At 70.1% G+C, this 23,851-nt stretch carries 28 protein-coding genes and 1 pseudogene; 13 read left to right on the top strand and 16 right to left on the bottom strand.

The window, feature by feature from the left end:
• Window positions 1-1,093: 1,093 nt before the first annotated feature.
• From ACZ5XZ_RS38370 to ACZ5XZ_RS38350, 5 genes are all read left to right on the top strand, one after another.
• Window positions 1,094-1,813, top strand: a complete 720-nt coding sequence (locus ACZ5XZ_RS38370; RefSeq protein ID WP_468987009.1) for a hypothetical protein — start codon at window positions 1,094-1,096, stop codon at window positions 1,811-1,813.
• Window positions 1,810-2,283 (top strand): MarR family transcriptional regulator, encoded by a 474-nt coding sequence (locus tag ACZ5XZ_RS38365; protein ID WP_468987006.1) that lies wholly within the window; start codon window positions 1,810-1,812, stop codon window positions 2,281-2,283. The genes ACZ5XZ_RS38370 and ACZ5XZ_RS38365 overlap by 4 nt, the downstream gene beginning before the upstream one ends.
• A gap of 313 nt (window positions 2,284-2,596) precedes the next feature.
• Window positions 2,597-3,076, top strand: a complete 480-nt coding sequence (locus ACZ5XZ_RS38360) for a hypothetical protein (RefSeq protein WP_468987004.1) — start codon at window positions 2,597-2,599, stop codon at window positions 3,074-3,076.
• Between the two features lie 37 nt (window positions 3,077-3,113).
• Entirely contained in the window at window positions 3,114-3,302 is a 189-nt protein-coding gene (locus ACZ5XZ_RS38355; protein ID WP_468987002.1) for a hypothetical protein, read from the top strand.
• Between the two features lie 28 nt (window positions 3,303-3,330).
• Window positions 3,331-3,720: a hypothetical protein gene (locus tag ACZ5XZ_RS38350; protein WP_468987001.1), complete on the top strand. Its 390-nt coding sequence runs from the start codon at window positions 3,331-3,333 to the stop codon at window positions 3,718-3,720.
• A 222-nt stretch (window positions 3,721-3,942) separates the two neighbouring features.
• Here the strand turns inward: ACZ5XZ_RS38350 and ACZ5XZ_RS38345 are convergent, their stop codons facing one another.
• The 6 genes from ACZ5XZ_RS38345 to tpg (ACZ5XZ_RS38320) form a co-directional block, all read right to left on the bottom strand.
• A complete protein-coding gene (locus tag ACZ5XZ_RS38345; protein ID WP_468986998.1) occupies window positions 3,943-4,212 on the bottom strand; it encodes a hypothetical protein in 270 nt (89 codons plus the stop codon).
• Complete coding sequence (locus tag ACZ5XZ_RS38340) at window positions 4,190-4,426, bottom strand: hypothetical protein (protein ID WP_468986995.1); 237 nt, start codon at window positions 4,424-4,426, stop codon at window positions 4,190-4,192. The genes ACZ5XZ_RS38345 and ACZ5XZ_RS38340 overlap by 23 nt, the downstream gene beginning before the upstream one ends.
• Window positions 4,427-4,990: 564 nt before the next feature.
• Window positions 4,991-5,560 (bottom strand): hypothetical protein, encoded by a 570-nt coding sequence (locus ACZ5XZ_RS38335; protein WP_468986994.1) that lies wholly within the window; start codon window positions 5,558-5,560, stop codon window positions 4,991-4,993.
• A 205-nt stretch (window positions 5,561-5,765) separates the two neighbouring features.
• On the bottom strand, window positions 5,766-6,029 hold the full coding sequence (locus ACZ5XZ_RS38330) for a hypothetical protein (RefSeq protein ID WP_468986991.1): 264 nt from the start codon (window positions 6,027-6,029) through the stop codon (window positions 5,766-5,768).
• Entirely contained in the window at window positions 6,026-6,697 is a 672-nt protein-coding gene (locus ACZ5XZ_RS38325; protein ID WP_468986988.1) for a hypothetical protein, read from the bottom strand. Before ACZ5XZ_RS38325 ends, ACZ5XZ_RS38330 begins: the two co-directional genes overlap by 4 nt.
• Window positions 6,698-6,915: 218 nt before the next feature.
• Complete coding sequence (gene tpg / locus ACZ5XZ_RS38320; RefSeq protein WP_468986985.1) at window positions 6,916-7,506, bottom strand: telomere-protecting terminal protein Tpg; 591 nt, start codon at window positions 7,504-7,506, stop codon at window positions 6,916-6,918.
• 252 nt (window positions 7,507-7,758) lie between these two features.
• Here tpg (ACZ5XZ_RS38320) and ACZ5XZ_RS38315 point away from each other — a divergent pair, with 252 nt between their 5' ends.
• The 3 genes and pseudogenes from ACZ5XZ_RS38315 to ACZ5XZ_RS38305 all read left to right on the top strand — a co-directional run bounded on the left by ACZ5XZ_RS38315 (window position 7,759) and on the right by ACZ5XZ_RS38305 (window position 9,818).
• Window positions 7,759-9,093 (top strand): exonuclease domain-containing protein, encoded by a 1,335-nt coding sequence (locus ACZ5XZ_RS38315; RefSeq protein WP_468986982.1) that lies wholly within the window; start codon window positions 7,759-7,761, stop codon window positions 9,091-9,093.
• Window positions 9,090-9,416, top strand: a pseudogene (locus ACZ5XZ_RS38310) (zinc finger domain-containing protein); the annotation flags it as partial. The gene ACZ5XZ_RS38315 and the pseudogene ACZ5XZ_RS38310, both read left to right, overlap by 4 nt.
• A gap of 45 nt (window positions 9,417-9,461) precedes the next feature.
• The gene (locus ACZ5XZ_RS38305; protein WP_468987012.1) at window positions 9,462-9,818 is read left to right on the top strand and encodes a hypothetical protein; all 357 of its coding nucleotides are present in this window, start codon (window positions 9,462-9,464) and stop codon (window positions 9,816-9,818) included.
• 14 nt (window positions 9,819-9,832) lie between these two features.
• On the opposite strand, the gene ACZ5XZ_RS38300 is transcribed toward ACZ5XZ_RS38305, so the two are convergent.
• On the bottom strand, window positions 9,833-10,693 hold the full coding sequence (locus tag ACZ5XZ_RS38300) for a hypothetical protein (protein ID WP_468986979.1): 861 nt from the start codon (window positions 10,691-10,693) through the stop codon (window positions 9,833-9,835).
• A gap of 131 nt (window positions 10,694-10,824) precedes the next feature.
• On the opposite strand from ACZ5XZ_RS38300, the gene ACZ5XZ_RS38295 reads away from it, so the two are divergent.
• On the top strand, window positions 10,825-11,079 hold the full coding sequence (locus tag ACZ5XZ_RS38295; RefSeq protein WP_468986977.1) for a hypothetical protein: 255 nt from the start codon (window positions 10,825-10,827) through the stop codon (window positions 11,077-11,079).
• 12 nt (window positions 11,080-11,091) lie between these two features.
• On the opposite strand, the gene ACZ5XZ_RS38290 is transcribed toward ACZ5XZ_RS38295, so the two are convergent.
• From ACZ5XZ_RS38290 to tap, 4 genes are all read right to left on the bottom strand, one after another.
• Window positions 11,092-11,670, bottom strand: coding sequence for a hypothetical protein (locus tag ACZ5XZ_RS38290; RefSeq protein ID WP_468986974.1), 579 nt, complete (start codon window positions 11,668-11,670; stop codon window positions 11,092-11,094).
• 46 nt (window positions 11,671-11,716) lie between these two features.
• Entirely contained in the window at window positions 11,717-12,019 is a 303-nt protein-coding gene (locus ACZ5XZ_RS38285) for a hypothetical protein (RefSeq protein ID WP_468986971.1), read from the bottom strand.
• A gap of 248 nt (window positions 12,020-12,267) precedes the next feature.
• A complete protein-coding gene (gene tpg, locus ACZ5XZ_RS38280; protein WP_468986969.1) occupies window positions 12,268-12,825 on the bottom strand; it encodes a telomere-protecting terminal protein Tpg in 558 nt (185 codons plus the stop codon).
• A 3-nt stretch (window positions 12,826-12,828) separates the two neighbouring features.
• Window positions 12,829-15,051, bottom strand: a complete 2,223-nt coding sequence (tap, locus tag ACZ5XZ_RS38275; RefSeq protein WP_468986967.1) for a telomere-associated protein Tap — start codon at window positions 15,049-15,051, stop codon at window positions 12,829-12,831.
• 119 nt (window positions 15,052-15,170) lie between these two features.
• Between tap and ACZ5XZ_RS38270 the strand changes: the two genes are divergently transcribed.
• Window positions 15,171-16,988 carry a zeta toxin family protein gene (locus tag ACZ5XZ_RS38270; protein WP_468986964.1) on the top strand — a complete coding sequence of 606 codons (1,818 nt, stop codon included), beginning with the start codon at window positions 15,171-15,173 and terminating at the stop codon, window positions 16,986-16,988.
• Here ACZ5XZ_RS38270 and ACZ5XZ_RS38265 read toward each other — a convergent pair.
• Complete coding sequence (locus tag ACZ5XZ_RS38265; protein WP_468986962.1) at window positions 16,952-17,227, bottom strand: hypothetical protein; 276 nt, start codon at window positions 17,225-17,227, stop codon at window positions 16,952-16,954. The genes ACZ5XZ_RS38270 and ACZ5XZ_RS38265 overlap by 37 nt on opposite strands.
• A gap of 202 nt (window positions 17,228-17,429) precedes the next feature.
• Here ACZ5XZ_RS38265 and ACZ5XZ_RS38260 point away from each other — a divergent pair, with 202 nt between their 5' ends.
• Window positions 17,430-20,108 carry an ATP/GTP-binding protein gene (locus ACZ5XZ_RS38260; RefSeq protein ID WP_468986959.1) on the top strand — a complete coding sequence of 893 codons (2,679 nt, stop codon included), beginning with the start codon at window positions 17,430-17,432 and terminating at the stop codon, window positions 20,106-20,108.
• Between the two features lie 141 nt (window positions 20,109-20,249).
• Here the strand turns inward: ACZ5XZ_RS38260 and ACZ5XZ_RS38255 are convergent, their stop codons facing one another.
• Entirely contained in the window at window positions 20,250-20,516 is a 267-nt protein-coding gene (locus tag ACZ5XZ_RS38255) for a hypothetical protein (RefSeq protein ID WP_468986957.1), read from the bottom strand.
• A 164-nt stretch (window positions 20,517-20,680) separates the two neighbouring features.
• Here ACZ5XZ_RS38255 and ku point away from each other — a divergent pair, with 164 nt between their 5' ends.
• Window positions 20,681-21,547, top strand: a complete 867-nt coding sequence (gene ku, locus ACZ5XZ_RS38250) for a non-homologous end joining protein Ku (RefSeq protein WP_468986954.1) — start codon at window positions 20,681-20,683, stop codon at window positions 21,545-21,547.
• A 48-nt stretch (window positions 21,548-21,595) separates the two neighbouring features.
• On the opposite strand, the gene ACZ5XZ_RS38245 is transcribed toward ku, so the two are convergent.
• A complete protein-coding gene (locus ACZ5XZ_RS38245; RefSeq protein WP_468986951.1) occupies window positions 21,596-22,084 on the bottom strand; it encodes a DUF6233 domain-containing protein in 489 nt (162 codons plus the stop codon).
• Window positions 22,074-22,427 carry a hypothetical protein gene (locus tag ACZ5XZ_RS38240; protein ID WP_468986948.1) on the bottom strand — a complete coding sequence of 118 codons (354 nt, stop codon included), beginning with the start codon at window positions 22,425-22,427 and terminating at the stop codon, window positions 22,074-22,076. The genes ACZ5XZ_RS38245 and ACZ5XZ_RS38240 overlap by 11 nt, the downstream gene beginning before the upstream one ends.
• Window positions 22,428-22,827: 400 nt before the next feature.
• Here ACZ5XZ_RS38240 and ACZ5XZ_RS38235 point away from each other — a divergent pair, with 400 nt between their 5' ends.
• A complete protein-coding gene (locus ACZ5XZ_RS38235) occupies window positions 22,828-23,178 on the top strand; it encodes a hypothetical protein (protein ID WP_468986946.1) in 351 nt (116 codons plus the stop codon).
• 29 nt (window positions 23,179-23,207) lie between these two features.
• On the opposite strand, the gene ACZ5XZ_RS38230 is transcribed toward ACZ5XZ_RS38235, so the two are convergent.
• Window positions 23,208-23,657, bottom strand: a complete 450-nt coding sequence (locus tag ACZ5XZ_RS38230) for a hypothetical protein (RefSeq protein ID WP_468986943.1) — start codon at window positions 23,655-23,657, stop codon at window positions 23,208-23,210.
• Window positions 23,658-23,851 lie beyond the last annotated feature (194 nt).

Genomic DNA, 23,851 nt, shown 5'->3' with positions numbered 1-23,851 from the left:
CCCACCCCCCCCCCCCCCCCCCCCCCCCCCCCCCCCCCCCCCCCCCCCCACCCCCCTCCCCCCCCCCCCCCCGGCCGGCCTCCGGCCGACCCCGTGGCCTCCGCTGCGCTCCAGCCACAATGGCGCGCTCCGCGCCACCAAGCGGGCTACGGGCTCCGAGAGCGTGGGGTGCAGTTGACGGACCGCCAGCAGGAAGAAGAAGGAGGGAGGTGACAGGCGGTCGGGAGAGTGCAGGAACGCGGGGCCAGCCGCGCAGACAGAGAGGTCAGGCTCTGCGCGTCGGTGATGAATGCTTCAAATTATGAGCTAGATTGAGTCTGGAATGGACTACACCCACCGGTGACCGCGAAATAAGGGGTGCGATGAACGCTGAGGATTTACGCACCACAAGGAGATTTGGGAACGCGAGTGGCTACGGTTTGCGGCTATTACAAGCGAGGGTGGAAAGTGGCGGATTAGTCGAAGAAGTGAATTGGCGGTAGGAAATAGTGGCTGAGCGAAGTGAGTGGGGATGGCCCTGGGGTGCGGCAGAGGATTCCGAAGTGGAGCAGCGAGCACGAGGCCGTGAAGCGCTCGAGGGGGCAGCTGGGGGCCTTCGCGGGACGGTCGGAGCCAGAGCCGAGTGTCGTTTGACGGCCGGGGTCTCGTCGGCGTGCGCAGTCTGGGGATGCCGGGATGGCCGGCCGTCGTTGGTGGGGGCGGGAGGCCGCCGCAGTACGCCGCGGACCGCCGAACATGGGGGCTTCCGGTGCAGTTCGCGCGGACCTCAGCCACCTAATACTTACGAACACCAAGAACCCGCTGGTCAGCGGCGTGCACTTCAGGTGATCTGTCACCTCAGCCGGTACACATCGCCATCGGTGTGTACCGGCTGAGGAGACAGATCGAGGGTGAACTGTCAGCGAGGCCGACAGTTTGAGCCCCGGAACGTCAGCCAGGCCGACATTCCGCGGGCGTTGCGTTGGGCAGTCCGCCAGAGCGCGCAGGGGAGGAGATCTGTCCCCCCTGGGGGGACACAACACGCCGGTATGTCAGCGAGACCGACATTTATGTCGGCCTGGCTGACATACTTCTGCCGTCCAAGATCAGCGAAGTGGAGAGCAGCCTCGTGTCACCCGAGCCACAGCGCCGCCGTCCCGCACCGAAGCGTGTACCGCGTCCGCAGCTGCCTCTTGATGATGAGATCCAGGCGTGGTCCAAGCCGGTCCAGCCGGTCGAGGATCTCGACTCGCTGGCTCGTCGCTACCCGCGCCGGAAGGTTTCGCTCAGCAGCGAGCGCAAGCCGATGGAGTTCTACGACACCCCGGAGCGCCCGAAGGCGTTCTCCATGGACTCGCTGGAGTTCTTCTTCCTGATCGCGCAGTACTTCCGCGAGGCCCTGCCGCTGCGGCTGATCCTGCTGATGATCGCCTGCCAGAAGGCCGGCGGGCAGATCCGGCTGACGCAGGAGGAGATGGCAACGGTCCTGGACGTGCACCGAGGGAAGATCAACGAGGCGCTGCAGGAGGTCATGAGCCATGGCATCGTGTTCAAGGTGCGCCGTGGCGTCTACCAGTTCAACCCGCCCTACTCGTACCGTGTAGCTGAGTTCATCCCGGGCACGGAACTGGTCGAAGCCGAGTACGTGCAGGTCGACCAGGACAAGACGATCACGAAGATCCGCAAGGACGAGAGCCTGCCGGACCTGGTGCGGTTCCCGTCTCTGGAGCACATGCGCGAGGCGATCGAGGAGCTGCGGAAGAAGCGGGCCGAAGAACGCGCTGCACGCCGACTGGCCCGTGCGCAGCGCCAGGAGGAGGGATCAGCCCAGTGAGTACCTTGAAGTGGTCGGCCACCAACGCCGACAGCCTTCTCGCCGACCTGGACCTGCCGCCCGCCGCCTACCGCGCGCTGCTGAAGCTGCGGGGGCGCAGCGAGCCGGGGGGTCGTATCACGATGGACCAGGCCACCCTCGGTGAACTGTTGAGGCTGAGCCGCCCGAGCGTGAACGCCGCACTGCGGAGTCTGGAGCTGGCCAAGCTCGTGAAGAAGGTTCGCAACGGCGTCTACCAGATCAACCCGATGCTGGCCGGCTACACCTGCCCTGAGGATGCCGAGGCCGCCGTCAGGGCGATGCCCAAGGCGGACCGCCTGGACAGCAAGAACTACGTGGCGAGCTACCACAAGGCCGTCGCCGCCTACCAGGACCAGCTCGCCGAGCAGCGAAAGAAGCGGGCCGCACTCGCTGCCGCGAAGAAGGCGGCCGCGGACAAGCGCCGCGGCTCGCTGCACGCGGTCGGCTAACCCGGGGCCGGCCGCGTACGGACATCGGCGCTGCACCTTTGGGTGGAGCGCCGTTCGTGTGCTCGGTGTCGATGTCGACACCAGAGATCCACGCCAGCATGGACAAACGTCCATGCACACAGGGACATCCGGGGTCCGCATCCTCCATGAGGCGACGGTGGGGCGCGTGTGTCAGATCCGTGCACAGGGTTGCCGGTGGCGGGAAACCCGCAGGTTGCAGAGGCGCGAAAAGAATCATGAGCGGCCCCCTTCCCAAGGTGTATGACATTTCATACAGTGTATTGAAGTTCATACGTCTACGGGAGGACCCGCCGTGTTAGTCACCCTCGTCACTGCCGCCCTCGCCATCGTCGGCACGCTACTCGGCTCGCTCGTGTCGGGCCGGTTCCAGGAGCGCGCGGCTGAACGGTCCGTCCGCATCAACCACGGCGAGGCGATCCGGCGCGACCGCCTGGAGGCCGTCACCGCCCTCGCCTGCGCCGCCAGCGACCACCGCCGGGCGATGTGGATGCGCGGCGACGCCGTCCTCAAGGGCGCCGGCACCGAACGGATCGAGGCCCTGCGCGGCGAGAGCCACATGACCCGGTCCGCCGTCACCCGCCCGCTGGTCGCGCTGCGCGTGCTCATCTCGGACCAGGCGGTGCGTGGCGCGGCTGACGAGATGATCACGCTGACGTACGCGATGCGGCAGTCCCATGCCACCACCGAGGAGCTGGCAGCCGCCCGCGAGGCCGCGAAGGCCGCGCACGACGCCTTCGTCGACACCGCCGCCCGCTACCTCCATGCCGCCTGACAGCCAGCCAGGCCCCGACCGACCGAGGGAGACCACCGTGTTCACTGGAAGCACCGAAGAGCTACACGCCCGCCAGGCGCAGGCCCGCGAGCTTGCGACGCGGGCCGCCGCGCTGCTGGACCAGATCGAGTCCCTGGGCCTGGGCGAGGCCGGCGGGGAGCTGCGCACCCCCGGCGGGATCATCCGCAACCGGGTCGGCCAGGGCTGGACCGTTGCCGACCGCTAGGCGAACCCGCCCGAGGAAGGAGACCACGGTGGGCACCGATCCCGCACACCCGGATGACCACAAGGAGCACGTCTTGGTCCCGTTCGTCGCCGAGGACGTCGCCGCGCTCGGCAACGACGGCGAGCAGCTGGCCGCGTTGCTTGCCACCGCGCTGCACGGCCTGGCCCTGCTGCGCACGGGCCGTGCGACCGCCGACGAACTCGCCGTCACCATCGATGGCACCACGGGGCTGTTGGAGCGGCTGGAGGCCGTACGGGACGCCTCTCTGCGGCAGCCCGCCGCCCGGGATATCTCCCACGGCGAGCTGGCGAAGGCGATGCACTTGGAAAGCCGGGCGACCGCGCAGTCCCGCCGACGCGCACTGCTGCAGAAGGAGCCGAGCGCGCTGGAGAAGTGGGCCACCGGCACCACCGGGTGAGTGCGAGCGGCGGCGCCGTGCAGCAGACGAACGCCCGTTTGCTGCACGGCCGCTGTCTTGTGCAGCGCCCGTGTGCCGCCCGGCGCCGGCCTTCGAGTGTCATCGCTCTCCAGCGCCCAGAAACACCGGCACCCACCCACCGAGCAGCGCCACCCGCTACCCAAGACCCCGACCCAGCAGCGCCCCGGACCCATGCGGATCCGGGGCGCTCCTGTTCGGTTCTCAGGCTTCGACGTACGCGACGATCGTGATGCTGCGAAGGGCAGTCACGTAGTAGATCACCCGGACTCCGTCAACGTCGTCCACGTAGTCGCGCAGCAGGGTGTCCGGCACCGGCGTGCCCAGCTCCGGGTTGACGCTGAGTGCGACGATCGCTCGGTCCAGGCGGTGTGTCTCGGTGGCCGTGAGCTTCGCCAGCTGGCTCAGCGCGGGCTCCACCAGGACGACGCGGGCCCGCCGCGGTGCGTGCTCAGGCGACACGGGGCTGCTCACCGGCGAGGCGCTCCAGGTGGCCATCGCGGGCGTCTTCCCACAGCACGCCGGTCTCCGGGGCCGGGTAGCCGTTGGCGGCGATGTCCTCCAGCACCGAGACGAGGAGGTCGACCTTCGCGCGCTGGTCGGCCGCGTACGCACGGACGGACGCGGCGGCGTGCTCATCGAGGGGCTGACGGTCGGGCACGGGCGCGGTGGCCGGCTGCTGGCTCATCCGGGGCTCCTGGGCTGTCATCTGGCGTGAGTCACCACGGTATCGCCGTAGCCGGGGCACTGGGCCCTGCTACGAACGAACCGGACCGCTGGCTCAGGTACACAGGTACACAGGTACACAGATCGACGCGGCCACCAGGGAAAACAGGGGGCCAATGACACAGGCCCGCGCCGATGGGGCGGGACCCAGCTGCGGGCACGCCTTCGTTCCACCTGGGAAAATGCCGGACCCAGGACCCAGGGACCCAGGTTCGGACGACGCAGCTGGGTCCCGCCGGGCCAGGCGGGGAAGCCTGCGAGGACCTGGCCGCCGGCGAGCTGGACGCCACAGGGCAGTTGCCGATCGGGTTGTCTGGTGCCACTCTCCGGTCAAGGTTGACTGGCACCGGACATCGGTGACTACAGTCCGGATCTGCGCCGGGAGGGAGTGTCACGCTTCTGAGCGGAGGCCGGAAAACGGCCCTCGGGCCCAGGGTTTCGCGCCTGATCGAGCGGCGTGACACCTGTGGGAAGGGTCCGTGACACGGCAGCGTGACACGCGAGCGTGACGGGTGACGGGTGACGATCACGTTGTGTCAGTGGAGTCCCGCGCCCGCAGCCCGGTGGGACGCCCGCCGTTGTCGGGGCCGGCTTGCTGCTGCCACGCCGACAGCCAGGTCGTGAGCTCGTCCTTGGTGTAGCGCGTGGTCTGACCGTCCAACTCCCCCGCGGGGACCGGGATGCCACGCTCGGGCGAGCGCCTGCGCATGTAGGTGCGGGTCGTGGCCGGCTGCCACGGCAGGATGCCCTCCTCGAACGCCTCAGCCAGCGAGTACCGGACGGGACGGATCGCCCCGGCGCCGTCGGGCAGCGTCTCCGTGGACTGCTGAGGCACGGCGGCCGGGCGCAGCGGCGGGACGACGGGGCTTTGTCCGCACACGTGTGGCCGATCGTGGGCGATTGTCGGCTCCATGGTCGCGAGGATCTTGGCGAGAGCTGGGCCCGGGGCGCCGGCGGCGATGGCCTGCGCGGCCAGGTCGGTCACGTGTGCACCGGCGTTGTGTAGGGCTGCCACCTTGGTGTTGCGCACCTGTACGGCGTCGGTGAGGTCCTTGAGCAGCTGCGTCCATTCCACGCTCCGCACAACGGCGGCCATGCCTGCGTGGTGACGCCCGGTGATCGATCCGGGTTCTGGACGCTCTCACCCCCAGGCTCACAGGTCACCTCACAGGAACGCGTGCACCAGGGGATTCGAGGGTTCAACCTCACAGATATTACGGGCAACTTGCCTATTTCAGACCCCAGTCCTCCAGGTACCTCACAGCTGGTCTGGGGGACTGGGGGGTTGCCGTGAGTGACCGTCAGCGGTGTCCGCGGCGGTGCTGGCACTGCCCGCAGGCGGCGCAGCCAGCGCACTGCGTGCAGAACTGCTTCGGCACGCGCGGGCATGAGCAGATCGGGTTGTAGTCGGGGTCGTCGTCGCCGGGGCAGAGCGTCTCGCCGAACGGCGGCTCGGTCCAGGAGATGACGACCCGGCCGTCGGCGAGCAGGTCCTCGTAGTGGTGCCCGATCGCGCTGTGCTCGCTCCAGGTGGCCACAACCGTGTCGTCGTCCGTCGCGCTCATGCCGTGCCGCCCTTCTGCCCGGCCGTCAGTGCGGGGCTGAGGGCGCTGTCGAGCCAGGCGGCGAGCGCGTTCGTGGCGTCCGGGTCGGCCTTGGCGAGACGGCCGACGAAGTCGAGCTCGCTGTTGGCGGCCGCGGCGCCGGTGCGGGCGACCGCGGCGAGCAACGCGGCGTGGGCGCGCACCGGCAAAGGCAGCGAGCCGTCGATGGCGGCCGTACGGGCGTCTGGGTCGGCGTAGTGGCCGGAGCGGTCGGCCAGGGCCTGCGCCAGCCAGGCATCGACCGCCGCGGCGCGGTAGTCGCCGCGCTCGGCCAAGAGGTCGCGGGCAGCTTCGTCCCCTGGCAGGCTCGCCACGCTCTGGTCGAGTCGGCCGGCCTCGGCCAGCCGACCGAGCTCGTCGGCCCGGTCGGCTACGCGCTGCTGCTCCTGGAGCCGCTGCTGCTCGGCTTCCTGCCGACGTCGGTCGGCGGCGAGCTCCTCCTGGACGACTGCGTCGGCGTCCGGGTCGTATGGGCCGCCGGTCGCCGCGAGCAGCTGCACGATGCGCTGCCATTCCGCGAGCTGCGCTTCACGGCGGCCGCCGTCGTCGGCCGCGGCTTCGTTGCGGCGGTCCAGGTGCGCGTCGAGTTCGGCTTCCTCGAGCGCCGTCACCGCCTCGCTGTGCGTCATGCCCCGCGCGCGGCGCCTCACCGAGGACCGGCCGACCTTCGCGTAGTCGACTGGGGCAGGGGCGCCGGCGCGGGCCTCGGGGACACGGCGCGGCCGCCGCCTGTCGGACGTGTTCATCAGGGCTCGCTTTCAGCTCGGAGACGGGAAGGAGGGCCCGCCCTGGAGTATGCGGCGGCGGGCCGGTCACCAGGTCTACAACAGTCTCGAATTCCGCGCTGCTAAAACGAGATATCGAGCCACTCCACGTCTGCGAATTTCACCTGTAGGCCCGCGCGGCCGCCGCCGCCTTGACGGAAATAGGCGTCCGCTATGGCCTCCGCGACCAGCTCATGCAGATCACTGTCCGTCGCTCCGGTCTCCCGTGCTGCCAGGATCGCGGCCGCGTGGGAGGGCGAGACGGCGACGGTGAGATCCCGCACCCGGCCCGCGTCCGACGTGCCCTCCGGGCCGAATCCGAAGTAGGCGCGGCAGGAGATGGCGAGCCCTGCGGAGGTGGTCGCGCGCTGCCTCGCCTGCGCTTTGACCTGCGGTTGCCACTCCGATTCCGTCTCCTCCGCCAGGGTGGCTTGGAGGCGCTTCTGCGGCTTTGAGGCGGCGCCGGAGCGGTATCGCTCCACCGTACGCCGCGAGACGCCCAGGCGCTCCGCGACGGCCCGGGTCGAGCCCTTGGCGCGCGTGAGAAGGAATTTCATCTGGGCGCGCGCGGATTTCGGCGCGGGACGGGTGAACAGGGCGCGCTCCGCGCGGGCGAGGCCGTCCATGATCTTGGCGCGCGTCCGGGCCGCCTGCTGTACGTCGTCATCGGTCATGTGATCAGCCCACCCCGGCGGGCCTGTGGACGGAGTCCGCCGACGGCGCGGCAGTGCGGTGCCGGGCATCCGCAGTGCCGCGCCGTCGGCGGCAGGCCGGGGCCCGGACGGGTGAAATTTCCCTCGCGTACGCGGGCGCAGTTCTAAGCGCATACGCCCAACTTGCCCATTTTTCTTAGCTCTTGACAGAGTTTCAGGCGTTCTGTCATGTTGCGTTGCGGTTAGTCAGTGTTAGGCCGAATGGAGGTAGTCGTGAGCGAGACGTTGACCGCGTCGGCGGTCCAGGAACAGACAGACATCGACCCGGATCGGGTGGCCCGGGGCGCGCCGCTGAAGTTCGTGGGCGGGGTGCCGGTGTACGACAGCGGGCGGGCACCGGCGTACCTGCGGACGGTCACGCAGCTGCGCCGGGTACGCCGCAAGCCCGCCGTGGGGCAGCGTCCGGCCGCGTACATCTACACCCGCTGGTACGGGGACCGGGTCGCTCTGTGGGACCCGGAGGCGTCGGCGAAGATGCGGCCGCTGTCGGCCCTTCAGCGCCGCCAGATGCAGCAGCGGCGCACCTGCACCGCCTGCGGCGAGGTGTTCGGGTACCCGGTGTGGGGGATGTGCCGGCCCTGCAAGCACCGCCAGGAGCAGCAGGAGGCCGACCGGCGTCGGCGCACGTGCGAGGTGTGCGCCACCGTCTTCCAGAAGCCGGCGCCGAAACAGGGCTGGCAGGGCGGACTGTGCCTGGCGTGCGACGACCGGATCGAACGCGGCCGTCAGGTGGCGTGGTCGCTGGCGGAGCGGGCGTGCCGGCGGTGCCTGGTGCAGCTGGTCCCGCTCGCGGTGTGGGCGACGATGAATGAAGGCGAGCGCGCAGCGGCTGACTGGCACTGCGCGTCGTGCCAGGAGGAGATCGAGCGGGAGCGTGCGGAAGCGCGGCGGCAGGAGGACCGCGACCGGTGGGCCGACCTCGGACCCACGATCGAGTGGGCGCAGAAGATCCTGGGCAACCCTGACGCGTACGCGATCCTGGACACCGAAACGACGGGCCTGACCGCGACGTCACGGATCGTGGAGATCGCCGTCACGACGGCGGCCGGTGAGGTGCTGCTCGACACGCTGCTCAACCCGGGTGAGCCAATCCCTGCGAAGGCGACGGCCATTCACGGCATCACCGACGCCATGGTTGCCGACGCGCCCTCCTTCTCCGACGTCCTCCCCCGCCTCACCGAGGCCCTGGCCGGGCGCCGGATCGTGATCTACAACCGGGAGTACGACACCGGACGGCTGCGGTGGGAGCTCCACCTTCACCACCTCACCCGCCCCACGGCCTGTCTGACCAAGTACCCCTGGTACCGCAGCGATCGGCACCCGGCCGCGGATGCCTGGCTGGACGCGCAGGAGTGGGAGGAGTGCGCGATGGAGCAGTACGCCGCCTTCTACGGCGCCTGGCACGCCTACTGGGGCAGCTACACCTGGCAGCCGCTGGGCGGCGGGCACCGCGCCCTGGGCGATACCCGTGCCGTCATCTCCCGGCTGGAGGAGATGGCCGCCTACCCCAATCCCTTCGACCACATCGAGCAGGCCGTCGCAGCGTGACAACGACGGGCCACGTTCGATTTTCAGGCCCTAAGGTGATCTCCTGCCCCGTCCCTCTGCCGCCTGGAGGAACGCATGAAACCCCTCGAACCGGCCCTGCCGGTCGCGCAGTTACCGGAGGCGTCGTGACGCAGACCGCCCAGTGGGGGCACTGGCGCCCGCAGTTCCGCTCCGGCGAAGAGTCGAAGCGTGTCCGGGCCTGGTTCCGGCGTGTGGCCTGCCCTAGCTGCGACGCGGCCATCGGCCGCGCCTGCCGCACTGCTGCCGGCCACCCCACCGACCACCACCGTGCACGCCGTGACGCCGCAGGATCACCCCCGTACGAGGAATGGAGGAAGCAAGGGCTGTTCCAGAGGCCCAGGCCACCGGTGATCCCGGCGATCCTCGAAGACAGCCGCGCGGCGAGCGGCCAGTTCGGCGTCGACCAGCCCCTCGGTGATGCCGTAGCGATCGTCTCCCACGTCCTGGCGGACCGGCTCGGCATCGGCCTCGCCGACGACGCCACCCTCGACAGACTCGATGACGCGGCCCGTGCTCTGGTCCTCGCCCGCGGGCCCATAGGAAGCGCTGACCTGGTGACAGTTCTGGCCACCCAGATAGCCACGCTCGCCGCCATCGTCGCCGGACCGGACAACAACCCGGAGACGGTGTTCACCGGCCTGATCCGCGAACATGTCGCCCGTGCGCGCCAGCAACGGGACGCGCGCAAGAACGTCTCCGAGTAGGCCCCGCTCCAGCGCTAGGACGACACTCCGCCCGCCGCGCCCCAGCCTCCGAGAAAGTCGGACAGGGCGCGGCGTTGCTGTTCCTCGCGGGCAATCTGTTCGGCGAGGACCTTGCGGTCGACGTACGGGTCGACGGCGGCGAGCACCAGGCGCTGCAGCTCGTCCGGTTCGAGGGCTTCGACCTCCCACTGCACGGGGTGTGCGGGGTCGAAGCCGTAGCGGGCGGCGAAAGCCTTCCACCGGGGATCACCACGCTTGCCTTCGGTCGCGGGCAGCTCGTACGCGCGCACCTGGTCGTAGGTGAGCAGCACCCGGCTGACCCGGCTCCAGCATGCGGTGCGCTCCACCCAGTCGCGCTCGATGTCGGCGCCCGAGCAGTCGAAATCGCCGATGTAGGCCAGGTGAGCCTCGCGCGGATCGCGGGCCGTGCGGTGGCGGACGACGTCGACGTAGGACTGGGAGCCGAAGCCACGGACCACCAGGACCGGGATGCCGTACTCGGCAAGCCAGCCGGTCAGCTGCTGGCGGAGCGTGTCCTTTTCCGCGGCGACGTACAAGGCGTGCTCCTGGCCCGCGGTGCGGTCCAGGCGGAACCAGTCGGGCATCTCCTGGACGAACGCACCCACGTCCGGCCAGGTCGGCGGCACGTGGACCTCACGGACAGTGTCGATCAGGTCGGGGAACCGGCCCTCTCGGCGGGCCTGAGCCAGCTGCGCCGACAGCCGCCGGTACTTCGACGCCGTATGCGGCAGCACACCCTCGGTGGCCAACCGGTACATCACCTGCCGAAGCGTGACCTTCATCGGCGCGTACCCCTCCACAATCTCCCGCGCCCGGTTCACCACGACCGGCCACCGCACCCGCTCTCGTGCCATACCGGTACTTGTACCCAATGGCGCTGCACGTGTCCTGGCCTGCCCGATCCGGGGTTATCCACAGGCCCAAACGCGATCGTCGGATCCTCCGTACGCTGCCGCCCCAGGTCGATCACACGGGGGTGTGCGGGATGCGGTACGGCGTGGTGATGGAGGAACTCGCGGTGGAGGTCATGGCGCAGTTGCCGGACGACCGGGCCCGCCAGGAGGTGATGGCGCTCGTGGAGGTCGCGCGGTTGGACCCGCGGGCCTGGCCCGACGTCCGCGATCCCGGCTCCGTGGAGGAGATCCGGGAGGCATTCGGCAGGCGCTGTTGGATCCAGTACATGCCTCACCCTGCCGGGGCGATCGAGGTCCGCGAGATCGGCTGGGTCGGTGGCTCGTGACGGCGGCCGCGTTCAGCGCAGCCGGGGGTTGAGCGCCAGTAGCCGGTCGCGGAAGCCGGGGTCGGGCTCGTTGTCGTATGTGCGGCCGGTCTCGGGATCGATGTAGCCCCAGGCGCCTTGCCGTCCGGCGCCGCAGAGCATCAGCGTCAACGTCGCGCCCGGGGCGTGAACGCGGGTCACCTCGTGGAACACATCGAGTGGCAGCTCGTTGGAGCCGCCGGCGGTGTGCTCCTGGACCTCGGTGACGACCTGGCCGTTGGTCAGCGTGTAGCGCTGCTCGGTGTAGCCCCCAGCCAACACGAAGGACGTGAACTGCCACGGGTGATTATGAGGTTTCGGGATCTCGCCGTCGCGGAGGTCGGGCGCGATCCAGAGGTTGATCTTCCTGGTGCGGGCTTCCTCCCGCCGCAGCACCAGCTCGCCCTTGTAGCCCCGTCCGTCCGGGTCCGGCACCAGGGTCCAGCTGGCAGGGCTGGTGAACGCCTCCCAGGTGAGGGACTCCTCCGGGGCGTGCTCCTTGAGGCCCTTCACGGCCGCCTCGTACAGGTCTCGGTCGACGGCAAGTCCGGGGACTACCTCTGCTCGATCCACGCTTCTCCTCCTTGGTTCAGGGGTTCTCAGGTAGGCGGGCGGCGTTTCACGGAGACCCAGTCACCACCAGAGCCCCGTCGCTCGCTCTTCGGGCCTCGCGGAGTTTCAGCTGCGGAGACGAGTAGAGCAGCCGACTGCCGTCGTACAGCTCGTACTGGAACCACTTCGCCCACTCCAGGTCACGCCGCTGCTGCGGGTCGGCGTCCGGCAGGGTGAGTTCGACGAACCCGCGGCCGTCGCGCAGGACGCCCTGGGACGTGACGGTCCCGGTGATGGTCACCGAGGCGGTGTCGGTGGTGACCTGGACGGAGTCACCGTGCATCGGGTGGGGTCCGGGGAACGAGCTCATGCAATCGCCTCGGGTTTCCAGGTGATCTCTCGCGTGCTGACCGGCATCGGCTGTCCCCTTCTGCAGCATGACGTTCTTGGAGCGTATCGCCGTGCCCCGAATTGGCGGCCGCAGGTAGTGACTTGTACGGGAATCCTCCGGTGGATCGAAGCGGTGTGGGTCTGGTTTGGGGCGATCGGCCGGATACGCGTGTGAGGCCCCGCATCGGCGCAGCAGCGCGGTGCGGGGCCCCTGCCACGGGCGGGCGATCACAGCTCGATGTCGAGCCGTTCGACGTCGGTGAACTCCACCCCGAGGCCGTGCGCCCGGGAGTTGTTCGCGCGGAAGTACATCTGTGCGAGGCCGTCGGCCGCGATCTGCTGGAGCTGCTGCTCGTTGGCGCCCTGCTCTCGGGCGGTGAATAGGCGGTCGGCCCACTGGGGCGGCAGGGCCTGGGTGATGTCGCGGATCCGGGCGTCGTCGGTCGTGCCCGCGGCGGCGGTGAACCCGAAGCGGGCGCGGGTGGAGACGACCAGACCGTCCGTGGACGCCGCCTTCTTCCGGGCCTTCGCGCGGATCTGCGGCTGCCACCGCTTCTTGACCTCGCGCTCTAGGCGGCCGCGGAGGTCCTTGCGGGGCCGCTTGAGCTTGCCCGAGACGTACCGCTCCACCGTGCGCTGGGAGATCCCGAGCGCCTGGGCGGCGGCCTTGGTGCCCTTGAGCTGCTTGACCAGGTACTTCATCTGCGCCTGGGCGCTCTGCGGGATGCGGCGGGTGAACGCCCCCTCCAGCGCGCGGTCCAGGCTGTCCCCGAGCGAGTCGACCATCGGTTACTCCCCTTCTCCGGCGCTCTGGTCGGTCTTGATGAGGTTGGCGATGTTGAAGACGCCGCCTCGTTCCTCGAACTGGGCTTCCGCCCACAGGACGGTCTGGGTGCCCTGGTGCTTCACCATGCCGGGCGAGACCCCGAGCCGGAACGTGCCCGGCGCCGGCTTGCCGTCCGGGGTGTGCGGCAGGACGTCCAGCGGGGACGGGCCGGGCGAGGGGTAGACGATCGCGTCCGTGCCGATGGCCACCGGGTACAGGTCGGCGGCGGCTGCCGTCTTCATCAGCTTGCGGTGCAGGCCGGTCCGCTGGTTGGCCAGCACGGCGGCCCGGATGTCGGGGCGCCACGTCCACCGCTCCAGCGCCGGGTAGGGCTCGTAGTACGGCACCTGGCCCCGGCTGCGCTGCCTCAGCTTCCCGATCGCGCCCTTCGCCGTCGCCTTGATCGCGGTCTCCAGCAGCGCCATCGTCGGGTCGACCTGCTTGCGCCGTGCCATCGCCTCGAGGAACTCGCTCTCCCCGAGGTCGGTGGTGACGCCCATGTCGGCCATCGTCGCGATGTAGGCGTCGCGCAGCCGCTTGTACCAGGAGTCCAGGTAGCGGCCGGTCTGGGTACGGACGTACGCCTCGATCGGCGCGACGTCGAAGCCCAGCTCCACCGCGTACTGCACGGTGGGCGTGGCGTACCAGGCCGGGCCTTCGGGGCGGTCGCCCTTCGGAGTGAACGGGGAGGGCAGCCGGGAGCCGTCGACGGTGCGGCCGTTGATCCGCACGCGGGACAGGTCGACGTGGCTCAGGTCGACCAGCCACGAGCCGGGCAGCGCCGGGTCGAAGGCCGGGTTGCCGGTGAGGTGGGTCGGCCCGTTCAGCCCGACCGTGAGTCCGTTCGCGGCCGCGGCGAACGACATGTTGATGTCGACCGTGACCAGGAACTGGTTCATGCACTCCTCATCGGTCAGCGGCCGGCACCAGTCGTAGGGCTCCTCCATCAGCATCTCTGCCGGGGTGCGCAGGTGGTGCCGGGCGAACTTGCCCTTCAGGTTCGGGTGTTCGTCGGGGACCTCGCAGTCCACCACGTCGTACCGGGCGGTGATCGCGTCGTCGTTGAAGGCGGGCTTGAACTCGCCGGTGGCCTCGTCCTTCTGCGCGCGGGTCGGCGGGCGCAGCGCGGTCATCAGCTCCACGCCGGTCGTCGCGGTGCTGCCGCGCGGCGTCGTCACCCGCGCCGCGTACAGGCCGAGGTAGCGGGCGAGGTCGGCCGGGTGCATCGTCGGCAGCTGCGGGTCGTTCTTGCTGTCCCACTCGCGGGCGTCCAGCGCGTTCCAGGGAAGGATGCACAGCTGGACGCAGCGCCGCTTGGAGCCCTCGGGGTCGCGGTAGACCCGGGCCCACGGGCCGAAGCCGCGCTGGGTCAGCTGGAGCCCGGCCCGTTCGATCTGCTTGACCACCTTGTGGCCGGCCGGGAGTCGGCTCGCGCGCCGCTCCTCCTCCGACAGGGCGACCGGCAGGCCGTACCGCTCCAGCGCGGCCGCGGTGAGGACCAGGATCGGGTCGGCGTCGCGGCCGTTGCGGTGCAGCCGGGCCTGCCCGAGCTTGGCCTCGGTCAGCGTCCAGTCGACCAGCGCGGGCAGGGACTTGGCGGGCACATCCAGGACCAGGCCGCCGACGCAGTACGCCGACACCTGCCCGTCCTCGCAGTCGACGACCGCCAGCGGGCCGTTCTCGAACCGCGCGTCGGCGCCCACCGAGCCGGCCGGCTTCTTCGCCGCCTTCCGCGCGGCCGGCCGCCGCGACGTTGACGACGGCTTGGTGGCGCGCGCCGGACGCGACGCGGTGGCCGGGGCGGCGCTCGGCTCAGCGTTCTCTTCGGCGGTCACGGCCGCTACCTGGGGCGCTGATGGGGACGGAGTTCGCGCCTCGGCCCGGTTGGGCGTGCCAGTGAACGTCTCCGGCAGCTGCGCAGCATCGGCGTCGGCGGGCTTGGGGTACTTCTCCGCCCACCCGTCCAGCAGCCGTTGGTACGCCTGGCGACGCGGCGGCCGCGGTTCTGAGCGGCCGGCCTCCCAGTTCTTCACCGTCTGCGTCGACGTCCGCAGCACCTCTGCAAGCCGCGCCTGCGAGACACGGGCCGCTTCGCGCAGCCGCGTCCGCTCCGCCGGGGGTGGCATCTCCGGCTCACCCTCCAGCAGCGCGTCCACCGCCGCAAACAGCTCATCTTCGGTCGGCATACTTCACCTCCACCCCAAACACTACCACGAACTTGCCCATGAATTTATCTTCGAGTTTGCAATTTTATTATCCATGGATTTATGATCGCGCCGCTGTGATCAGAAGACGGGGAGGTGCGGTGACCAAGCTGGACGTCGGCTCAGTCGTGCTGTCCGAACAGGAGAGCCGCGACGTGTTGCACCGGGCGATCCTTCCGGCAGCCACCAAGGCCGCCGTGCGCCAGGCCCGGCCGGTCGTCGTCATCGTCGGAGGCCAGCCGGGTGCCGGAAAGACCGAGATCGCCGATCTCGTCCAGGCAGCGCTGGACCGTCGCGGCGGCGCGGTGCGAGTGTGCCGTGACCTCTACAAGGCCGTGCACCGGCGCTACGCCGAGCTGCTGGCCGCCGACGTCCGCACGGCGGGAGCCCAGGTCCGGCCCGATACCCAGCGCTGGCAGGCAGCCGTTGAAGAGCACGTCCGGTCCTGCGGGTTCGACGCGGTGGTCGAATCCGCGCTGGCCGACGCCGACGAGTTCCGTGCGTCGGCGGCCGCGTACCGAGGTTCCGGCTCCCGAGTGGAGTTGGTGGCGGTAGCGACCGCGGAAGCCTGGAGCCAGCTCGGGATCCTGGACCGCTTCCTGACGGAACACCGTTACGTGTCGTGGACGAACCACGACACGTGCGCCAAAGAGATGCTCCAGACCCTGGCAGTCATCGAGGCCGAGCAGTTGGCCGACCGCATCACCGTCGTCCGCCGCGACGGCACAGTGCTCTACGACAACGAGCTCATCGACGGCTCGTGGCGGCGGCAGCCCGCGGCCGACCGGGCGGTGGCCTACGACAGAGGGCGGCCGTGGTCCGCCCGGGAGACGGCTGTCTTCCGCCGGGACCTGGCGCGCACCGATCAACGTCTGCACCGCGAAGTCGAGTGCGAGGACCGACGCCTGGCCGTACAGCGCGATGCCGAGCGCGCCGCCGCGCTGGCCGAACCGGTCCGCCGCATCGCGCAGCCCAGGCAAGAGGCGCCCGGCGTCGACTACCACCGGCTGTCCGAAGCGGAGCACCAGTGGATCTACGACGAGCTGATCGCGCCGCCACTCCTGGGCGGCATCGTGCCCCGGACGGACCCGCGAGCGGTGTACGTGATCGGGCAGCCCGGAGCGAACAAGACCGCGCTCGCCACCATGGTGCGACGGGCGATGCGGCCAGGGACGACGCGGCTGGTCGGCGACGACTTCAAAGCCGCCCACCCCGACTACCTGCAACTGCTCGGGGACGATCCGCGCGGCGCGGGCGCGGCGATCCGCGCCGACTACCGCGCCTGGTACGCCAGGGCCGCGGCGACTGTGCGCGCCAGACGCGGCGACGCGCTCCTCGAGGCCGCGCCCGGCAGCGCAGAGGAATTCCTCGCCAGCGCGCTGCCGTTCGCGACCGACGGCTACCCCATTGAACTCGTGGTCGCGGCCGTCAGGGAGGCCGACAGCCGCCTGGCGACCGCCCTGCGCTACGCCCGCGCCCAGCAACTCGGCATCCCGGCCCGGTTCACCACGAAGGCCGGCCACGGCCGGTGCTTTGGCGCCGTCCCCGATGTTGTCGAACTCGCCGCCTCACATCCGGCAATCACGGCGGTGACGGTGGTCCGCCGGGACGGCCAGGCGCTGCTGCGCCAGGAGCAAGGCGGTGGACGGAGAGCGGTGTGGGCTCTGGAGGCAGAGCGGCTGCGGCCGTACACCGAGCAGGAGGCCGCCCAGGTCCTCGCGCTGCACGCGGCGCTGCGCAAGGCGCTGCCGCAGCACCGTCGTGAGCTGGACGAGATCGTCGCGCTCGCCCGGCCACTGATGCCCGTCGGGCTGCAGCCGGCCCGGATCGACCGGCCGCACCCGTCGCTGTGGCCGCTGCCGCTGCCCGGCTGGACCTGGGACTACGACTCCGTGAGCTCCTTGAGCCGGGCCGCATAGACGGTTGCGACGCGGGCGGCCTCCTCCGGATCGGCGGTCGCCAGCTGCGCCTGGTCATCGAGAGCGGCCTGCCGGGCGGCCTTCAGCTCCTCCATACGCGCCTCGTCGGGCACCGGCGCCCTGTGTTCGGCGGCGATCTGGGCGGTGTACCAGCTCACCACCGCACGGACGGCATCGAACGCCTGCTGGTCTTCACCTCCCTCCAGCGCGGAGAAGTCGGGGACGTTGGGGTCGGACACGGCGACCACCCTCCTTGGGATCTTGAAAAGGAACTCGCCATTGTCCTACCGGCCCCACCAGCACGACAGCCGCCTGACCGGCCGCGCAGTGGGGAAAGGCGGGAAGCCCTGCTGCGGCCACCTCGCCGTTGGGGGATGCTTGTCGAAAGGTCCGCCGCGGGGCGTAGGTTGGGCCTGTTGATCATTTACCGGGGGGTTTGAGGTGGCGGGACGAGATCTGCGGGCGCTGTTCAGCACCAACGACTGCGGCCTGACGACAGCAGAGGCATTCACCAACCGTCATACGCAGTGGGACCTGGCCGCGGCCGCACTCGCCGCACACCTACGGAAAACCGCCGCCCCCGCCTTCGACCCAGAGGACCTCGAAGCGCCCCGCAACAACGTGCAGGTGTTCCATGGCGTCGGCGGCATCGGCAAGACGACCCTGTCGCGCAAGCTGGAAGTCGCGCTCGCCGGGCACCGGCCCGCCCAGTGGGACGAACCCACGTGGTCTGGCGAGCGAATCCTGCCCGTACGGATCGACCTCTCCCGCTCCGCCGGCACCGACTTCGAGCAAGTCGTCCTCACGATCCGGGCCGCGCTCGCCGAGATCGGCCGCCCCCTGCCCGCCTTCGACGTGGCGCTGCGCCGGTACTGGGAGCACCAGCATCCCGGCGAGCCGCTGGAGGAGTACCTGCGCCGCGGCGGGCTGGCCTCCCGCTTCGGCAAAGCACTGCCCCAGCAGATGCAGTCCGCGCTGTCCGACGTCGCCCAGACCCTGCTCCTGCCCGGCACCGTCGGGTCCGCAGTCGGCCAGGTGACCGGCTCCCTCGTACGGGCGCTGCGGGAACGCCGGCAGACCGTCCGCGCACTCGCCGGGTGCTCACGGCTCGCCGACCTGCTGGAGGCCGAACCCGACCTGGACACCCTCTCGTACTACCCGCACCTGCTGGCGTGGGAGCTCGCCCAACTCCCGGCCGGCAAGCGGGTCACGCCGGTGATCCTGTTCGACACCTTCGAGGACGTCGGGGACCGTACCCACCGGGACATGGAGCGGCTGCTCCAGCGAGTGGTGTGGCTGATGCCCGCCGCGTTCTTCATCATCACGGGCCGCTCCCGCCTGCAGTGGGCCAACCCCGCCCTCCAGGGCCAGCTCGACTACACCGGGCCGACGGCCTGGCCTGGGCTGGCGGCCTCCGCCGTCGTCCCGCCCGCTCGAAGCACTGCGCCTGCTGCGGACCGGGGAGGCCGGCAGGTACTGATCGGCGACTTCTCCCCCGAGGACTGCGACGACTACCTCGCCCGCCGGCTCGCCCGGGACGGACAGGCCCTCATCAGCGAAGACGTCCGTCGCGTCATCGCCGACCGGTCTCATGGCCTGCCGCTCTACCTCGACCTGTCGGTGATGCGATTTCTGGAGATCCGCCGCACGGGCCGCACACCGCAGCCGGCCGACTTCGACCACGACTTCCCCGCCCTGATCGCCCGGACCTTGACCGACCTCACCCCGGACGAGCGGCACGTCCTGCGTTCCGTCGCGCTCCTGGACGCCTTCGACATCCCCCTCGCCACCCAGACCGCCGGCATGCAGCACGAAGCGCCGGCCAGGCGCCTGATCGAGCGACCGTTCGTCCGCGAGCACCCCTTCGGGCTGTGGCCGTACCACCTGCACGGCCTGATCCGCTCCACCGTCCGCAACGCCGATGATCAGGCCGACGACCGCTGGACCCCGCGTGACTGGCAGCAGGCCGCTGAACGTGCCCTGGCCGCGCTCGGCTCGCAATGGACCGCCAGCACCGCGCCGGGCCGGCTGCTGCTTGTCGGATGCCTGCGCCAGGGCCTCGCTCTAGCCCGGGACTTCGGCCTCGAGCTGGGCTGGCTCACTGATGCCGCCTGGGCGTACGTCAGCGACTCCGTATGGGAACCCATCGCCCCACCCGCCCAGCAGAACATCGACGGCCAGCCCACAGCGGCCGACGCCCTGGTCGAGCTGCTCAGCACGCTCGCCCGCCGCCAGCACGAGCACCGCGAGCGCACCGCCGACCGACTCACCGCGGTCGTCGAGACCGTCTTGCTGCCCGCCGAGCTGCAGGAGATGGCCATCTACTACCTGGCCAAGGCCCAACGCGACCTCGGCCGGTCCGACGACTCCCGCCGCGGCATGCAACTCGTCGTCAACGGCGGCGGCCGACTCGCACCCGCCGCCCAACGCGGCCTGGCGCACCTCGCAAGGCTCGCCGGCGACTTCCCCACCGCCCTGGCCACCGCCCGCCCGCTCGGCTGGGCAGGCCGCCACCACCGCGTGCTGGGAGATATCTGGTGGCCCCATGGCGACACCACCCGCGCGGCCGCCGAATACGAAGCCGCCCGGATCGAGGCCGAACAGCACGGGGTGGCCGGCGAGCAAGCCACCTCACAAGCCCAGCGAGCCCTCGCCGTCGCGTTCACCGACCCCAGCCAGGCCGACGACGAGATCGAGCTCGCCCAGCAGCTCCTGGCCGGCCTCGATCTGCGCGCCACCACCCTGACCACCCAGATCGCCGCACTCGTCCGCGACGCCGGCAGCAGCACAAACATCGCCGACCGCGCCCATCTGCTGCGCACGGAGATCCACGTCGCCGGACTGGCCTCACAGGAACCGCCCCTGCAACTTGCTCTGTGCTTCCACTACGCCGTCTTGGAAGCATCCGATGAACTGGCCGCCGCCATCGTCCGGCTGCGCGAACTGACCAGCAGCGGCGACTACGCCTACTACGCCGACATCGCCCACTTCATGGCTGACCACCCCCTCCCCGCTGGGCCCGGCTCCCAAGCCCGGTGGCTCGACGGCGAGCACATCACCCGCACCCGCTGGCGCACCCTGGTCACCGCCCGCCAGCACCGCCTCCGCGGCATCCAGTAGCGGCAGAGGAGTACGTTGCAGCGCCCATCCTCTGACCTGCGCACATACGACTGTGGCCCGAACACGTCAGGTGTTCGGGCCACAGCCGTTCAAGCGTGAGAGTTCAGCCAGTGTTGTCGGAGTCCCGGCCGACCAGCTGGGTCAGGAAACGGCGTCGGGGTCGATGCCCTGCGCACGGGCGAGAGCGAACAGAACACGTTCGATTGTGTCCAGACGCTGGGTGACCGATCGCTCCCCCGGCGAGCCGACGGCGTCGGCGAGGGAATCGATGTTCCCGAACGCCGTGCTCTGCTGATCACGGATCGTCGCCAGCTGCTCGCTGTGCTCGGCAAGCGTCCGACCGGTGCGGAACGCCTCTGCCTCCAGGTCCCGCAGCCGCTCGTCGTGCGTCGTCGCCTCATTCGCCATGCCCACCATCCTGACAGACCCCCTGCCCCGGCAGACCACCGAGCTCGGACTCAGGCATCGATGCGCCGGCCGCTGGCCGGCAGCTGCGGCCTGCCCCCGGACCTGGCGGCCGGGGACAGGTGGTTCGACGTGCGATCAGCCTGGGTGGGCGGTGCGATGGGATCATGGCGCAGACCATCGCGAAGCGGACGATCACCTGGGGCCTGGTGACCATCCCGGTGACTGTCCACGCCGCGACCACCCCCCACCCCGTCCCGCTTCACCAGGTCCACACGAGGTGCGGAGGCGGCCGGATCCGGCTGCGACGCGTCTGCGAGCGCGAGGGCGTCGACGTCCCCTTTGACCAGGTAGCGCGCGGCTATGACGCCGGCGACGGGCGGGTGGTGGTGCTCTCCGAGGACGACCTCGCCGACCTGCCGTTGCCGAGCTCGCCGCGGGCCATCGACGTCCTCGCCTTCGTGGCAGCCGATCGGATCGACCCGCTGCTGCTCCACAAGCCGTACTACCTGGGAGCAGACCCAGCCGCCGCAAAGCCGTACAGCCTCCTGCGCGATGCCATGTACGAGAGCGGTCTGGCTGCCGTTGCCCGCGTCGCGCTGCGCAGCCGTGAGTCTCTTGCCCTGCTCAGACCTCGCAGCGACATCATCGCGATGCAGACGCTTTTGTGGCCCAGCGAACTGCGCGGCAGCGAAGAGATCGCGGTGCCGCGCACCGAGCCGCCGCGGCGCCAGGAGCTGCAGATGGCCCGCACCCTGATGGACATCGCCAGCGAGGAATTCCAGCTGGAAGATGAGCACGACGCCTACCGGGCCGCCCTCGAACAAGTCGTCGCGGCCCGCCTCGAAGGGCTCGAGCCACCGCAGGCGCCCACCCCGGCCGAAGGCGGGCCGGTAGACCTGATGGCCGCCCTGGAGCAGAGCGTTCAGGCAGCACGGGCACGCCGCCGGTCTGACCACGCAGAAGACCGGGAGACGACGAAGCCGCGGCCGGGACAGCGGAGGCAGCAGCCGGGCGAATCGCCCGGACGCTGACCGCTACCAGGTCGGCTTGATCGGCATGCCGTGCTGTGAGTTCGCCCATCAGCGCCGGTTGCGTAGCACGGTGTCCGGGCGGCACACCGGGCACGGCACCGTGACCATGTCGCGCCCGGCCAGCGCTGCGAGCGCCTCCTCGTCGTTCACCATCCCGCCCGTCGACTCCGCCTGCGCGCAGTCGGGGCGGTGAAGGTAGGCGTCGGCCCAACCGTCCTGACGTGGGGGCGGGGCCAGCCGCCACCGCTTGCGCTTCTCCGGCGGAGGAAGATCGAGACTGGCGTAGTTCTCCCCCGGCAGGCCCTGGACGACGGGAAACGGGGCGCAGAAGGTGATCGTGCGGGAACCCAGGGACGGTCCGTGCCGGCGGTCATCGACCCGGTCCGGCAGCTCGATCTGCAGGGTGTACCACCATGTGCCCGAGCGGTCCCGGCGCCGGCGGACCACCGCGGCCTTCAGGTGCTGCCCGTCCGGCAACGCGACGTCTGCCCGCGGGGCTGAGACGTCCAGTGGGAGCTCGTCCTCGTCATCCCTCATGGGCCGAGGCGGGGCCGGGCGGCCCGACGTGCTTGAGGGCCGAGCGCGCGGTGACCGCATCCGGACATGAGGCCCAGAAGTCGTGGGTGAAGATATGGGTGACGAGCTCCATTTGGCGAGCGCGCAGGGTGTTGACCTGCTGTTTTTCCTCATCGGTCCAGCCCGGGGAATCGGGGCGCTTCGACTCGAAGGAGCGCTTGTCTTCCTTGGTGTGCGACCAACCAGGCAGCGGCTCCACCGACCACGGCAGGCGCTTGTACAGGGCGCTCAGCTCCGACCGGACCGTATGGAGCTCCAGCTGCGCGTCTACCAGATCGCGGGGAAAATCGAATGTTTCAGCCATCGTGGCTGAATCCTATCTGCAATCGGATGTGAGTTCGATTTCCGCCGTGTCGGCGCGACCGTCCTCTAACGGTGACTTGGGCGGTCATGCTGTACGCCGGGAGCGCCCAGGCCCGCTCGGAGGCCACCATCACTGCCAGGAGCATGACGTACCCAGGGGCATTGATTCGCTCTTTCAACCGCGCACGAGGTTGGGCTGCAACACACTGCCGAGGAAGGGTCTGCAAAGGCCGTTTTCCCATGTCAGGCTGCAACACGGACGCGTTGCAGCCCTGTGTTGCACTCGGGTGTTGCACTCACGGCGGCGCAACCACCGCGCCGCGGCATGGCGACAGTGCAGAACCCGGGCTGACTGCCAGGCTGAATTACGTCCGGCCCGCAGGGTGATGGGGAGATCCGCCGTGTCCGTCACGTTCCGCATCAGGTGCTGCATGTGCGGCAAGAACATCCCGCTCGCCCAGGACATGTACGAGCTGGACGCGGAGTGGCAGCGCCGCTTCCCCGCGATGACGGGAACCCTCGCCTTCCACCACGCCGCCCGCGGCAACGACCAGGACCTGGCCGCCACCATCAGCCGGATCCGCGCGCTCACCGTCACCGGCGACTTCGCCTACTTCACCGACATCGCCCACTTCATGGCCGGCCTACCCTTGCCAGGCCCCACCGCTACCCGGTGGATCAGCGGCGAGCAGGCGGTTCGCGACCGCTGGCACCGCCTCGTCCACGACCGCCGGATTCATCTCGGCCGGTAGCTCCCCAAGGCTCCGCTGCGCGGGAAGAGTCACTTCTGGATGACGCGGCCGTTCTTGCCGCGACGGCGATCATGCAGCTTGTCCAGGACGTCGGCGAGGACAGACATGGTCTCGGGCTCGGCATGCGCGATCTGGTCCGTGACGGCGAGCGCCTGCAATGTGGGGGCCAGCTGGTTCAGCAACGTGAGTGCGTCGGGCAGCGAGGCGGCGTAGACGGTTTGTGTCTGCTCTGCCCCCTCCAGATCGAACAGGAACGAGGGCTCCTCGGAACGCGCCCAAACCGTCAGCGTCAGCGGGACCATGTACACCTCGCCCGCCCCGGTCCAGGCGGTGTACCCAGCGGCCTTGATCGCTTCGCTGTAGTCGCGCAACTCGCCCTCCTGCTCCGCGACTGGGTCCTGTGCAAGGCCCCACTGGCCCGCCTTGAGAACCCACGCCTGACGATGCCGGTCGGCCTCGTGTGCCGGGATGTCGCTCACCTACGCCTCCTCTGGTGGTCCGTGTCCCCCTGTTCTAGCGGCATGTCCCCCGGGCGTACTGGACAACGGCTGATCTCACATGCCCGACGGATGGCCGGATCAACGGCCCTGATACGCGCGCGGGGGGGGGGGGAAGAAAAAGGGGGGGGGGGGGGGGGTGGGGGGGGGGGGGGTTGGGGGGGGGGGGGGGGGTG

Source organism: Streptomyces sp. NPDC033270 (assembly GCF_055576575.1).
This window is presented reverse-complemented; position numbering and strand designations above follow the sequence as displayed.

Coding starts and splice junctions, on each gene's coding strand:
- ACZ5XZ_RS38340 (WP_468986995.1), bottom strand. CDS start 4,426: ATGAGCCAGCAGCCGGCCACCGCGCCCGTGCCCGACCGTCAGCCCCTC.
- ACZ5XZ_RS38335 (WP_468986994.1), bottom strand. CDS start 5,560: ATGGCCGCCGTTGTGCGGAGCGTGGAATGGACGCAGCTGCTCAAGGAC.
- ACZ5XZ_RS38330 (WP_468986991.1), bottom strand. CDS start 6,029: ATGAGCGCGACGGACGACGACACGGTTGTGGCCACCTGGAGCGAGCAC.
- ACZ5XZ_RS38325 (WP_468986988.1), bottom strand. CDS start 6,697: ATGACGCACAGCGAGGCGGTGACGGCGCTCGAGGAAGCCGAACTCGAC.
- tpg (WP_468986985.1), bottom strand. CDS start 7,506: ATGACCGATGACGACGTACAGCAGGCGGCCCGGACGCGCGCCAAGATC.
- ACZ5XZ_RS38300 (WP_468986979.1), bottom strand. CDS start 10,693: ATGGCACGAGAGCGGGTGCGGTGGCCGGTCGTGGTGAACCGGGCGCGG.
- ACZ5XZ_RS38295 (WP_468986977.1), top strand. CDS start 10,825: ATGCGGTACGGCGTGGTGATGGAGGAACTCGCGGTGGAGGTCATGGCG.
- ACZ5XZ_RS38285 (WP_468986971.1), bottom strand. CDS start 12,019: ATGAGCTCGTTCCCCGGACCCCACCCGATGCACGGTGACTCCGTCCAG.
- tpg (WP_468986969.1), bottom strand. CDS start 12,825: ATGGTCGACTCGCTCGGGGACAGCCTGGACCGCGCGCTGGAGGGGGCG.
- tap (WP_468986967.1), bottom strand. CDS start 15,051: ATGCCGACCGAAGATGAGCTGTTTGCGGCGGTGGACGCGCTGCTGGAG.
- ACZ5XZ_RS38255 (WP_468986957.1), bottom strand. CDS start 20,516: ATGGCGAATGAGGCGACGACGCACGACGAGCGGCTGCGGGACCTGGAG.
- ku (WP_468986954.1), top strand. CDS start 20,681: ATGGCGCAGACCATCGCGAAGCGGACGATCACCTGGGGCCTGGTGACC.
- ACZ5XZ_RS38245 (WP_468986951.1), bottom strand. CDS start 22,084: ATGAGGGATGACGAGGACGAGCTCCCACTGGACGTCTCAGCCCCGCGG.
- ACZ5XZ_RS38240 (WP_468986948.1), bottom strand. CDS start 22,427: ATGGCTGAAACATTCGATTTTCCCCGCGATCTGGTAGACGCGCAGCTG.